The sequence below is a fragment of the Bradyrhizobium sp. RD5-C2 genome (assembly GCF_019972155.1).
Classification (GTDB): Bacteria; Pseudomonadota; Alphaproteobacteria; order Rhizobiales; family Xanthobacteraceae; genus Bradyrhizobium.
Map to the genome: position 1 here is coordinate 433271 of NZ_BOVL01000020.1, position 12285 is coordinate 445555.

The window sequence follows — 12285 nt, forward strand, 5'->3', positions numbered from 1 at the left end:
GATATGGCTATCGACCCTGAGCTTGCCCCCTTCATTGCCCGTCTCGACGAAGCCTGGCCGGAGCCGCCGTTGTCGCTGCCAGTATCAGCGTGGCGCGACCGCGTCGAGCAATTGTCCGCTGCGGCGCGAACGTCTTATCCGGCGGGCCTCATCGTCGAAACCCTCATCATCGATGCACCACGGCCGGTGCGGGTTCGGATCTACCGGCCGGCATCGGCCCGCCCGCTTCCTGCTCTCATCTACATGCACGGCGGCGGCTGGGTGATCGGCAGCATCGATAGCCATGACGCGATCACCGCCGCGATCGCGGCCGACACGCCCTGCGTCGTGATTAGCGTCGACTATGCGCGCGCTCCCGAGCACCCATTCCCGGCGGCGATCGAGGACTGCGCGGCCGCGGTTCGATGGACGTTCGGGAATGCGGCCAGGTTCGGTATCGATCCGAGGGCGATTTGCGTCGGCGGCGACTCGGCAGGCGGCAATCTGGCCGCTGCGATGACGCTCGCATTTCGCGAAAGCGACCACGCGCTATGCGGACAGCTCCTGATCTATCCCTGCGTCGACGTCGATTTCGATCGTCCGTCGTACCTGAGCGAAGCGGAAGCGCCTTACCTCAAGGCGCGCGAGATGATCTGGTTCTGGAATCAATATTGCCGCGACGTGCTGCAGCGGCAGAATCCGCTGGCCGTTCCGATGCGCGCGAGGTCTCACAGCGACCTTCCGCCGGCGTTCATCGTCGTGGCGGAGCACGATCCGCTGCGCGATGACGGTCATGCCTATGCCGAGCGGCTGAAGGCGGCAGGGGTGCAGGTGACCTTCAGGCCCGGACGCGGCCTGATCCATGGATTTGTTCGCGCCCGCGGCCTCTGTGCCGCCGCGCAGGCGGAGCATCTGGCGATGACGGCCTGGCTTCGCGGGTTCGCCAACACCGGCGCCTAGCGCCGTTTCGCACACACGAACTTCAGTCCCGTCTCAGGATTATCTCCCGCGCAGCGCCCTCGTCACCGACGGCGACTGCGCGCGCCATCAGCGCTGTCTTGCATCTGCAAATGCAGAGCAAGGCGCGTGCTGGTGGACCAACATGTGCGCACCAGCGTCGGGACCGTGTTTCTCGGCGGCGCGGATGGCCGAGAATGGTGGCACAGGCGCGAGGACCACGCGCGGCTTCGGGCCCTGTTTCCGAGCCCGATCATCATTGATCACGACTGCACGTGACGGGCTCGGCCTTTCGGCCCGCCTCCGACCGCTAAACGGGGCTTGACAAACTTAATTCCAAATAGTGAAATTGAATTGCAAACAGAAGAATTACATGGGGCGGGAATGGCGCGGCTTACGGCGTTTCAGCGCAAGGCGGATACCGATGGCCTGGATCAGACGGGCGACGACGCGCGTGTGGTGCAGGGACTGTCGCGCGGGCTCACCGTGCTGCGGGCGTTTCGGCCCGGCGAAACCTCACTCAGCAACAGCGAGCTCGCGGCGCGCACCGGCCTTGCCAAGGCGACGATCTCGCGGCTGACACAGACGCTGACCGCGCTCGGCTACCTCTCCTATTCACCGCGGCTCGGTCGCTATCAGCTCGGCGCCGGCGTGGTCGCGCTGTGTCACTCGCTGCTCGCCGGCATGCCGCACCGCATCGCCGCCCGTCCGCTGCTGCAGGACATCGCCGACTTCGCCCGCGTCCCGGCCTCGCTCGGCATGCGCGACCAGTCCGAGATGGTGACGATCGAGACCGCGCGACATCCGCATATGCGCCCGATGCGCTTCGATCTCGGATCAAAACTACCGATCGAAACCACCGCGATGGGACGCGCCTATTTGTTCGGCCTTCCGGCGGAGGAGCGCGAGATGCTGCTCAAGCGCCTGCGCCTGCAGCATAGCCGCGAGGAGTGGCGCGACATCCGCGCCCGCCTCGACAAGGCCTTCGAGCAGCTTACCGAGCGCGGCTTCTGCGTGTCGCTGGGCGATCGGCGTCCCGACGTGTTTGCGGTCGGCGCGCCGCTGGTGACGCCTGAAGGCATCGTGCTCGCGATCAACTGCGGCGGCATGCCGTCGGAAGTCAGCGCCGAGCGTCTCGAACATGAAATCGGTCCGCGGATCGCGCAGGCCGCAGCCCAGATTTCCGCGGAGCCGGCACCCCATGCGTGATTTCACCAAACCCGGTCGTTCCGAGGCCGTCAGTGCGCACGGCATGGTCTGCAGCTCGCATCCGGCGGCCTCGCTCGCCGGCCTCGACATGCTGCGCGCCGGCGGCAATGCGATCGACGCGGCAATCGCCGCCATCGCCGTGCAGGGCGTGGTCGAGCCGCACATGACCGGCATCGGCGGCGACTGCTTTGCGCTGTTTGCCCCGAAGGGAGGCGCGCCGGTCGCGCTCGATGGCTCAGGCCGCGCACCTCGCGCCGCCGACGCCGGCTGGTATGCCGAGCGCGGCTTCAACGCCATTCCCGCGGAATCACCGCACGCGGTCACGATCCCCGGCGCGATCGCGGCCTGGTGCACGCTCAACCGCGACCATGGCCAAAAGCCGCTTGCCGAGGTGCTGGCACCGGCGATCCGGCTCGCCGAAGACGGCATGTGCGTTACGCCGCGTGTCGCCTGGGACTGGGGACGGCAGGTCGAGAAACTGTCGCGCGATGCCGCGACGCGCGCCAAGTTCCTGCCCGACGGCCGCGCGCCGCGCACCGGCGACGTCTTCCGTAATCCGACGCTCGCCGCCACCCTGCGCAAGATCGCGCATGAGGGCGCCAAAGCGTTCTATCAAAACGGCGTCGCGGCCGCACTGACCCGCAAGCTCAAGGCGCTCGGCGGCCTGCACGAAACCGACGATTTCGCGCAGGAGCACAGCGACTATGTCACGCCGATCAGCGCGCCCTATCGTGGCTACACCGTCTATGAATGCCCGCCGGCCGGCCAGGGCCTGGCCGCGCTGATGATCCTGCGCACGATCGAAGGGCTTACGCTCGGCGATGCCGGCCATTCCGAGGCCGACCGCATCCACCTGCTCGCGGAAGCCACCAAGGCGGCCTATCGGGCCCGCGACGCCTATTTTTGCGACCCCGCGCACGGACCGACCGCGACAGACGAATTCCTGTCGGGCGCGTGGGCGGCGCGGACCCGCGCACGCATCGCGCCGGACCGCGCCAGCGCGCCGGCCTATTGGGACGACGCCGAGCACAAGGACACCGTGCTGGTCACGGTGGTCGACCGCGATCTCAACGCGATCTCGCTGATCAACTCGCTGTTCGCGCCGTTCGGCAGCGGCATCTACGAGCCCGACACCGGCGTGCTGCTGCACAACCGCGGCATGGGCTTCAGCACCGACCCGGACCATCCGAGCGCGATCGCCGCCGGCAAGCGGCCGATGCACACCATCATCCCCGCCCTGCTCTATCGCGACGACAAGCCGGTGATGCCGTTCGGCGTGATGGGCGGACACTATCAGGCGACCGGGCATGCGCATTTCATCTCGCAGATCCTGGATCGCGGCCTCGGCCTGCAAGAGGCCAGCGACCTGCCACGCTCGTTCGCCTTCGACGGCAAGCTGTCGCTCGAGACCACCATCGCGCCGCAGGTGAAAGCCGATCTGGAGGCCCGCGGACACACGGTCGCGTGGTCGGACTTTCCGATCGGCGGCGCGCAGGCGATCTGGATCGATCGCGATCGTGGCGTGCTGATCGGCGCGTCCGATCATCGCAAGGACGGCATGGCCTTGGGCCAGTAGCGCAGACGCGGAAGACCGGGCACCGGCTCTCCGCGAATCCTGATGTGCGGGCGGAAACAGTTGCGTCGATGGAGTATCGAATGGCTTTGCGAACCCAGGGAACTGTGCAACGCGCCTTCGCGGAGCCGTCATCCACCGCCGAACCGGCACAGCCGGCGATCCGCCTGGCAGGCGTCAACAAGGCCTATGGCGTCGGCGACGCCAGCCTGCTCGCCCTGCATGAAGTCGACCTCGAAATCCGCGGCGGCGAATTCGTGGCGGTCGTCGGTCCGTCCGGCTGCGGCAAGTCGACCATGCTGCGGGTGGTGGCAGGACTGATTCCACCCGGCAGCGGCGAGGTGTGGATCGGTGACAGCCGGGTGCACGGCACGCGGCGCGACATCGGCATCGTGTTTCAATCGCCGGTGCTGTTTCCCTGGCGCACCGTGCTGGAAAACGTGCTGTTGCCGATCGACGTGCAAAAGCTCGGCCGCGACACCAATCTCGCAAAGGCACGCGAGCTGCTGGCGCTGGTGGGCTTGCGCGATTTCGAATCGCGTTATCCGGCGGAGCTGTCCGGGGGCATGCAGCAGCGCGTCGGTATCGCGCGGGCGCTGGTGCACGATCCGGCGATCCTGCTGATGGACGAGCCGTTCGGCGCGCTCGACGCGATGACGCGCGAGCACATGAATGTCGAGTTGCAGCGGCTTTGGCAATCCCGCACCAAGACCGTTCTGTTCATCACCCATTCGATCTCGGAAGCCGTTTTCCTCGCCGATCGCGTCGTGGTGATGACGCCGCGGCCGGGACGCATCGCCGAGGTGATCGAGATCGCGCTGCCGCGGCCGCGCAGCCTCGACATGATGAGCACCGCGCCGTTCGGCGATTATGTCCGGCGCATCCGCGACCATTTCGGCGCATTGGGAGTGACCGACTGATGCAAAGCTCCGTCGATACCACGCAAAACCGCCTGCTCAGCATTGCCCTGCTCGTCGCCGCGCTTGCGACCTGGGAGCTCGCCGTGCGCCTGCTCGGCATTCCCTCCTTCGTACTGCCGCCGCCATCGGCGGTGGCCGCCGGACTATGGCGAGGATTTTCCAGCGGGCTGTACCTGCAGCACATCGCCGTGACGATGTTCGAGGTGCTGCTCGGCTTTGCGCTCGGCTGCAGCCTCGGCTTCGTGCTCGGCGTCGCGGTCGCGCTCAACCGGCACGTCGCCTACTTCCTCTACCCCTATATCGTGATGTTCCTGTCGATGCCGAAGGTGGCGCTGGCGCCGCTGATCGTGTTGTGGTTCGGGCTCGGCATGACCTCGAAGATCGTCACCGCGGCCCTGGTCTCGTTCTTTCCGTTGATGGTGAACACCATTGCCGGGCTGAATGCGGCGGATGGCGACCGGGTTGACCTGATCCGCTCGCTCGGCGGCTCCGAGCGGCAGATCTTCACCATGCTGAGGCTGCCGACCGCGCTGCCGATGGTGATCGCAGGGCTCGAGATCGCCATCACGCTGTCGCTGATCGGCACCGTGGTGGCCGAATTCCTCGGCGCCGAACAGGGCCTCGGCATGCTGATGCAGAGCATGAACTTCTCCATGGATATCGCCGGTTCGTTCTCGGTGCTGATCGTGCTCGCCATCGTCGGGTTGGTGCTCAACCAGGTACTGCTCGCAGTCCGGCATCGCGTGCTGTTCTGGGAGCGGCTCGGGCGCGGCGCGTCGAGCGCGCCGAAGGCAACGGCCTCGCCGGCGGCGGGCGTTCCGGCCGAGGCGAAGCGGCTCACGTCCTGACAACGCCGGGCAACCGGCTGCGACCATGCAGGCCTTTCAACGGGAGGATGCCGTGAACCAACGTTGCAGACGCAATCACCTGATCGGTGCGGTCATGATCGCCGCAGCCCTTGCCGGCTCCGTCGCTGCCGCCTCTGCGCAGACCAAGGTCCGCGTCGGCTGGTGCACCAGCGTGCTCACGCTCGGCGTCGTGCCGTTCGCGGTGGCCATCAAGATGGGCTGGTACAAGGAGCTCGGCATCGATCTCGAGCTGGTGAACCTGCCGGGATCCTCCGACTGCGTGCGCAATGTCGCGACCGGCGAGGTGCTGGTCGCCGTGCCGACGGTCGAGCCGGTCGCGATCCTGCGGCTGACCGGCGTCAAGACCGAGGTTTTCTACACCGCGTTTCGCCGCAACATCTTTGGCCTCGCCGTGCCCGCCAGCAGCCCGATCACCGGCTACAAGGATTTGAAGGACAAGAAGATCGGCGTGACCTCGATGGCATCGGCCGGCGTGGTCGTCGCCCGCTCGGTCGCGAGCTCGGTTGGGCTCGATCCTGACCGCGACGTCAAGATCGTCGTCTCCGGCCAGCCGGCGCAGAGCGCCGTGCTGTTGAGACGCCACGACATCGACGCCGTGTCGCAATGGGACGTGCAGTACACGCTGATGGAGCTCGCCGGCGTGCCGATGCGCCCGCTGGCCGATCGCGAACTGGAATCGTTTCCCTCGAACAGCTTCGTCGCGCGGCCCGATACGATCCAGACCAAGGGCGATGTGCTGGCGCGGCTGGTGCGCGGCTACGCCATGGGGACGCTCTATGCCGTGCGCAACCCACGCGCCGCCGCCGAAATGTACCACGCGGTCTATCCGCAGGTGGTGCCGACCGGCCTGGACGCGGTTCAGGCACTCGACCAGACCACGGCGCTGCTGAAGACGGTGACGCCGAAGATGGCGCTGGAAGCCGGCGCTGACAAATGGGGCGCGAGCAGTTTCGAGGCCTACCAGGCCTACCTCGACTGGCTGGTGAAGGCCGGTGTGCTGAAAGAGCACGTCGATGCGCACGAGGTCGTCACCAATACGCTGATCGATCAGGTCAACGACGGTCTCGACCTGAAGGCGGTCGAAGCCGCGCTGTCCCGCTAGAGCCCTCGCGACCCGAATCCGATCCCAACGTCAGGAAAGTCGCCATGTCCGACATGATTGCTCTCGATACGCCGCCGAACGACCTGGAAGCCTACTGGATGCCGATGACGCAGAACCGGCGTTTCAAGAAAGCACCAATGTTCTTCTCCGCCGCGCGCGGCATGTACTACGAGACGCCGGACGGAAGGCGCGTGCTCGACGCGATCGCGGGCCTGTGGTGCGTCAACGCCGGCCATTGCCATCCGAAAGTGGTCGAAGCGATCCGCGACCAGGCCGGAAAGCTCGACTATGCCTCGAGCTTTGGCCTCGGCCATCCGCTTGCCTTCCACTACACCAACCGCCTGATGACGATTGCGCCGGACGGATTCAACCACGTCTTCCTGGCCGGTTCGGGGTCGGAGGCGGTCGACACCGCGCTGAAGATCGCGCTCGCCTGCCAGCGCGCGCGGGGGCAAGGCCATAGCCAGCGCCTGATCGGCCGGCAGCGCAGCTATCACGGCATGGGCTTCGGCGGCCTGTCGGTCTCCGGCATCGGCTGGCATCGCGCGCAATTCGGCGTGCTGATGCCCGGCGTCTCGCATCTGCCGCACACCCATGATCTCGGTCGCAACGCCTTCAGCCGCGGCCAGCCCGATCATGGCGCCGAGTTCGCCGATGCGCTGGACGGGATCCTCGCAGCCTGCGATCCCTCGACGGTCGCAGCCGTCATCGTCGAGCCGGTCGCGGGCGCCGGCGGCGTGCTGCCGCCGCCACGTGGCTATCTCGAGCGGCTGCGTGCGACCTGCGACAAGCATGGCATCCTCTTGATCTTCGACGAAGTGGTCACCGGCTTCGGCCGGCTCGGCGCGCCCTTCGCCGCGCAGGCACTCGGCGTCACACCCGATCTCATCACCTGCGCCAAGGGCATGACCAACGGCGCGGTGCCGATGGGCGGCGTGCTGGTGCGCGACACCGTCTACGATTCACTCGCGCAAGGTCCCGAAGCCGCCGTCGAATTGGCTCATGGCTATACTTATTCCGGCCATCCGCTGGCCTGCGCTGCGGCGCTGGCGACGCTCGATTCCTATCTGGAAGAAGGCCTGTTCGAGCGCGCGAAGCAGCTCGCACCGGTGTGGGAGGATGCGCTGCACAGCCTGCGCGGCAAGCCGCATGTCAGGGATATCCGCAACCTCGGCCTGCTTGGCGCGGTCGAGATCGAATCCGCTCCGGACAGTCTCGGGTTGCGCGCGCGCAAATGCGCCGACGTCTGCTTCGACCGCGGCGTATTCGTCCGCGCGCTCGGCGAGACGCTGGTGCTATCGCCTCCCCTGATCATCGATGAGAATCAGATCGGCGAGATCCGCGACGCGATCGCGGCGGGACTTGTGGAAGCGGCGAAGCTTTGACACTGCCCCATTCCTGCGCGCGAGACCGCTGCAAGGGTAACCGGCCGTCTCAGGAGGCGCTCGTCATGGCCGCGCCTCCAGAATGAAGCGGGCTGCCCGCTCCCCGATCATCATGGTCGGTGCGTTGGTATTTCCGGAGACGAGCCGCGGCATGATTGAGGCGTCGGCGATCCGAAGACCTTCGACCCCACGCACCAGAAGCTGTTCGGAGACAACCGCCATCGGGTCGCCGGAGGCGCCCATCTTCGCCGTTCCAGAGGGATGGAACACGGTCTTCGAGATCGCGCGGACATAGTCGGCGAGCGCATCGACGTCGTTCTCCACGCCGGGCTTCGGCAGAGCGCGCCGCTTGATCAAACGCGCCAGCGAAGGCGCCTCCGAAATACGAATGGCGAGCTGGACGCCTCGCACGAGGGTGTCGACATCCGCCCGCTCTGCCAGCGAATTGGCAACGAACAGCGCCGGGTCGGCCGGATTCGGCGATCTCAGGCGAACGGTTCCGCGCGACTGGGGACGCAGCACGCAGGGGCCGATCGAGATGCCGTGCCCGGGCTCGGACGGCCGGTCTGCAAAGCCGTTGAACGTCGGCAAGACGTGAAACTGGATATCCGGCTCGCCGGTCCCGGCGGTATCGGCAAAGCCTCCGGACTCCACGACCGTTGATGTCAGCAGCCCGGTCTTGGTCAGAAGATATTGCATCATGTGCGATGCGGCCCGAACGCCCTTGTCTTCGCCGAAGATCGAGATCGGATCCTTCGTCTCGCACTGAACAGTCGCCTCGAGATGATCCTGGTAATTCTCGCCGACGCCGGGCAGATCGGAGACGATCTCGATTCCATGTTCGCGCAGATGCGCCGCAGGTCCGATCCCGGACAATTGCAGAATCTTCGGCGTCGCCAAGGCGCCGGCAGTCAGGATCACCTCGTGCCGCGCCTTGACGGTCGAACCGTCCTCGAGCCGCACACCGCTCGCGCGCTTGCCTTCGAACACGACCTTGTGGACCCGCGTCGCGGTCCTGATGGTCAGGTTGGCGCGGCGCTCCGCCTCGCGCAGGAAGGCTTCGGCGGCGCTGCGGCGGCGTCCGCGCCTCGTGGTCGTCTGGTAGAAGCCGACGCCCTCCTGCCGCGCACCGTTGAAATCCTCGTTGTAGGGGATGCCCGCCTCCTGCGCGGCACGGATAAACGCCCAGGACAACGGATGGCCGTAGGCACGATCGGAGACATTGAGTTTGCCGCTCGTGCCATGATACTCGCCGGACAGCCGCTGATTGGCTTCAAGATCGCGAAAAACCGGAAGCACCTCATCGTAGCTCCAGCCGCGGCATCCCATTTGCGACCATGTATCGTAATCCCGCCGCGATCCCCGGATGTAGACCATTGCGTTGACCGAACTGCCGCCGCCGATGACGTGCCCCTGGGGCACGATCGACGGGCGCCCGTTGAGGCCCTTCTCGGGCTCGGACGCATAGACCCAGGCATCCCGTCCCTTCTCGAGCACCTTGAAGAAGGTCGCGGGGATGTGGATGAACCGGTCGGTGTCGCGCTGTCCGCTCTCGACCAGCAAGACACGATTGCGCGGATCTTCAGACAGGCGGGACGCCAGCACGCAGCCGGCGGAGCCGCCGCCGGCGACGATATAGTCAAACTCCTGCATATCACTCCCTGCGACGCGGCCGATTGCGACCTGTTCCCCGGTTAGACAAACACGGTCTGGACCGTGGTGAACTCCTTCAGCCCGTCGACCCCGAATTCCACGCCGAAGCCTGACTGCTTCACGCCGCCGAACGGCGCGTTCGGCTGAATGGCGCCGTGCTTGTTGATCCAGACCGACCCGGATTCGATGCGTTGCGCGACCGCCTTCGCCCGCGCGAGGTCGGTCCCCCAGACCGAGCCGCCGAGCCCCATCGCGCTTGCGTTGGCCTTGGCAATCGCATCCTCGACGTCAGAATAACGAATGATCGGCAGAGCCGGCCCGAACTGCTCCTCGTCCACCAGCCTGCAGCCGTGATCGACGTCGGCAACCAGCGTCACAGGGTAGAAGTAACCAGGGCCGTCGGAGGGATCGCCGCCGACCAGCACACGACCGCCCTTCTTCCGCGCCTCGTCGACGAAGGCTGAGACGATCTCGAACTGCCGGCGGTTCTGCACCGGGCCAAGTGTCGAGGTCTCAGACAGACCGTCGCCGACTACGATCTGCTTCGCATAGGCCGCGAGCTCGCGGCACAGCTCGTCATAGAGGCTGTCATGGACATAGAGCCGCTTCAGCGCCGCACAGGTTTGCCCGCCGTTGATGAATGCGCCCCAGAACAGCCCCTCGACGATCTTCTTCGGGTCGGCATCCGCCAGCACGATTCCGGCGTCGTTGCCGCCGAGCTCGAGCGTCAGGCGCTTCAAGCTGCCCGCCGCATTCTGCATGATTTTGCGGCCGGTCGCGGTCGATCCGGTGAAGGTCACCTTGCCGATCCCGGGATGCGCCGACATCAGGCTGCCGATCTCGTTGTCGCCGGTGACGACATTCACCACGCCCGGAGGCAGTTTCTCATTGATCAGCTCGACCAGACGGATCGTGCTCAGCGGCGTCAATGGCGACGGCTTGATGATCACGGTGTTGCCGGCGCGGATCGCCGGGATGATATGCCAGCACGCGATCATGACCGGCCAATTCCACGGCGTGATCGAACCGACGACCCCGATCGGCTTGCGATGCAACTCGACGCGTCCTTCGGCACCGTCCTGCAGGACTTCCACCGGCAGCGACAAACCGCTGGTGTGGCGTGTCCAGGCCACGGCGCCGCCGATCTCGAAGCGCGAACCGAGCCCGTTCAGCGGCTTGCCCTGCTCGAGCGTCAGGAGCCGCGCCAATTCTTCGGCATGCTGCTCGATCGTGTCGGCGATCGCGCGACAGGCATCAGCATGCTCGCTATCGGGCCGGTCCTTCCAGATTTCAAACGCCCTGGAGGCGGCTGCAACCGCGGCGTCAAGATCGGACGCAGCCGCAAGCGGCATTCCGCCGACGACGGCGCCGGTCGACGGGTTAAGGACGTCCTGGAAACGATCCGTCTCGATCCGGCGCCCGTCGATAAGCAAGCTCCAGCGCTGCATGCAATCTTCTCCTCGCGACAACGATTGCCTTCAGCAAAAGCCATCGCACGGCCAATGTCTTGGAAAGGAGCGCGGTCTCGCTTGGACGGGAGCGCAGCAGGCTATCGGCGCGTGACGTCGGTCGGCGAGCAGTCGAAGGCCCGCTTGAAGCAGCGGTTGAAATAGGAAATGTCGTTGAAGCCGGACGAATAGGCGATCTCGGCGATGGTGCCGCCGTCAGAGCCGCGCTGCCGTTCCAGCAGGCGATCCTTGGCCAGCCGCAGCCTGCGATCGCGGATGAAGCTGGTGACCGTGGTTCCGACCGCGCTGAAATCCTCCTGCAAGGTGCGCATCGAGACGCCGAGACGATTGGCGAGCCATTGCGCGGTCAGCCACTCCGCCGTGAGATGGCGGTCTACCAGGGCCCGCGCGAATTCGAGCCGGCCGGACGCCCGCTCTTTCGGACATAGCGGGGTGGCCGGCGAATCCGCGGCGAACGCCTGCCGGGTCGCCTGCAGCAGCAATTGCCGCAATTCGCCGGACCGCTTGTGGCTCGACGGCAGCTGCAACATCTTGGCAACCAGCGCCCGCAGCATCGTCGACATCGGATCCTCGGCGCCGAGCCGCCGCGACACCTCGAAGTCGTTCGGCTTCTCCGACAGCAGCAATTGCCGCGGCAGATGCACCGACAGATGATTGCTGAACTGGCCGTTGAAGAAGAAGTTCGACGGCAGCGAGGAATCGACCAGGATGCAGTCGCCGGGCGAGATGATGCTCTGATGGCCTTGCTGCTCGACCCCGCACACACCCTGGAGCTGAACCAGCAGGAAGAAGTGCTCGCCATAGTCCTGGCGAATATCGCGCTCTGCGCGGCGAACCACATCGACGTCGGTTGCGACCTGGACGATCTCCATCCCTGCGGCATCGCGCAGCACAACGCCGCCATTGACGAAGCCGCGCTCCTCCTGGCCGAACGGATTGAACCGTCCGCACACGGACCGGAGCTTGTCTCTCCATTCCTCCAAAGGCGGCTGTCCCCAGACTTCGGGAGTCCAGCTGCTAAACTCCTGGAGCTGCATGCGCTCCTCCCTGGGAAACGCCGTCGGGCGGCGCTTTTGATAACATGTTAAGCACCTCCTTTGCCGTGTCAACGCCTTTCCGGCAGGGAGGGCGGGCACGGCGCCGCGACCAGCGGTCGCGCAGCGACGGCT

Annotated in this window: 10 protein-coding genes; 7 read left to right on the forward strand and 3 right to left on the reverse strand. The window is 66.1% G+C overall.

The window, feature by feature from the left end:
- The first annotated feature begins 3 nt into the window (after positions 1-3).
- The 7 genes from BraRD5C2_RS26920 (at position 4) to aptA (ending at position 7994) form a co-directional block, all read left to right on the forward strand.
- Positions 4-939: an alpha/beta hydrolase gene (locus BraRD5C2_RS26920; RefSeq protein ID WP_223973711.1), complete on the forward strand. Its 936-nt coding sequence runs from the start codon at positions 4-6 to the stop codon at positions 937-939.
- Between the two features lie 381 nt (positions 940-1320).
- Complete coding sequence (locus BraRD5C2_RS26925) at positions 1321-2145, forward strand: IclR family transcriptional regulator (RefSeq protein ID WP_223973713.1); 825 nt, start codon at positions 1321-1323, stop codon at positions 2143-2145.
- Positions 2138-3721, forward strand: a complete 1584-nt coding sequence (locus BraRD5C2_RS26930) for a gamma-glutamyltransferase family protein (RefSeq protein WP_223973715.1) — start codon at positions 2138-2140, stop codon at positions 3719-3721. The genes BraRD5C2_RS26925 and BraRD5C2_RS26930 overlap by 8 nt, the downstream gene beginning before the upstream one ends.
- 80 nt (positions 3722-3801) lie before the next feature.
- Positions 3802-4638: an ABC transporter ATP-binding protein gene (locus tag BraRD5C2_RS26935; RefSeq protein WP_223973718.1), complete on the forward strand. Its 837-nt coding sequence runs from the start codon at positions 3802-3804 to the stop codon at positions 4636-4638.
- On the forward strand, positions 4638-5486 hold the full coding sequence (locus BraRD5C2_RS26940; RefSeq protein WP_223973719.1) for an ABC transporter permease: 849 nt from the start codon (positions 4638-4640) through the stop codon (positions 5484-5486). The genes BraRD5C2_RS26935 and BraRD5C2_RS26940 overlap by 1 nt, the downstream gene beginning before the upstream one ends.
- A 52-nt stretch (positions 5487-5538) precedes the next feature.
- Complete coding sequence (locus BraRD5C2_RS26945; RefSeq protein ID WP_223973722.1) at positions 5539-6609, forward strand: ABC transporter substrate-binding protein; 1071 nt, start codon at positions 5539-5541, stop codon at positions 6607-6609.
- Positions 6610-6653: 44 nt separating this feature from the next.
- Positions 6654-7994 (forward strand): omega-aminotransferase AptA, encoded by a 1341-nt coding sequence (gene aptA, locus BraRD5C2_RS26950; protein ID WP_223973725.1) that lies wholly within the window; start codon positions 6654-6656, stop codon positions 7992-7994.
- Between the two features lie 63 nt (positions 7995-8057).
- On the opposite strand, the gene BraRD5C2_RS26955 is transcribed toward aptA, so the two are convergent.
- The 3 genes from BraRD5C2_RS26955 to BraRD5C2_RS26965 form a co-directional block, all read right to left on the reverse strand.
- On the reverse strand, positions 8058-9647 hold the full coding sequence (locus BraRD5C2_RS26955; protein WP_223973727.1) for a GMC family oxidoreductase: 1590 nt from the start codon (positions 9645-9647) through the stop codon (positions 8058-8060).
- 41 nt (positions 9648-9688) lie between these two features.
- Positions 9689-11095 (reverse strand): aldehyde dehydrogenase family protein, encoded by a 1407-nt coding sequence (locus tag BraRD5C2_RS26960; RefSeq protein ID WP_223973729.1) that lies wholly within the window; start codon positions 11093-11095, stop codon positions 9689-9691.
- A gap of 101 nt (positions 11096-11196) precedes the next feature.
- Positions 11197-12069: a helix-turn-helix domain-containing protein gene (locus BraRD5C2_RS26965; RefSeq protein WP_223973731.1), complete on the reverse strand. Its 873-nt coding sequence runs from the start codon at positions 12067-12069 to the stop codon at positions 11197-11199.
- Between the last annotated feature and the right edge of the window lie 216 nt (positions 12070-12285).

Bases quoted from the DNA above. Each gene is read 5' to 3' on its own strand.
- BraRD5C2_RS26920 (WP_223973711.1), top strand. From the start codon at position 4: ATGGCTATCGACCCTGAGCTTGCCCCCTTCATTGCCCGTCTCGACGAA.
- BraRD5C2_RS26925 (WP_223973713.1), top strand. From the start codon at position 1,321: ATGGCGCGGCTTACGGCGTTTCAGCGCAAGGCGGATACCGATGGCCTG.
- BraRD5C2_RS26930 (WP_223973715.1), top strand. From the start codon at position 2,138: ATGCGTGATTTCACCAAACCCGGTCGTTCCGAGGCCGTCAGTGCGCAC.
- BraRD5C2_RS26935 (WP_223973718.1), top strand. From the start codon at position 3,802: ATGGCTTTGCGAACCCAGGGAACTGTGCAACGCGCCTTCGCGGAGCCG.
- BraRD5C2_RS26940 (WP_223973719.1), top strand. From the start codon at position 4,638: ATGCAAAGCTCCGTCGATACCACGCAAAACCGCCTGCTCAGCATTGCC.
- aptA (WP_223973725.1), top strand. From the start codon at position 6,654: ATGTCCGACATGATTGCTCTCGATACGCCGCCGAACGACCTGGAAGCC.
- BraRD5C2_RS26955 (WP_223973727.1), bottom strand. From the start codon at position 9,647: ATGCAGGAGTTTGACTATATCGTCGCCGGCGGCGGCTCCGCCGGCTGC.
- BraRD5C2_RS26960 (WP_223973729.1), bottom strand. From the start codon at position 11,095: ATGCAGCGCTGGAGCTTGCTTATCGACGGGCGCCGGATCGAGACGGAT.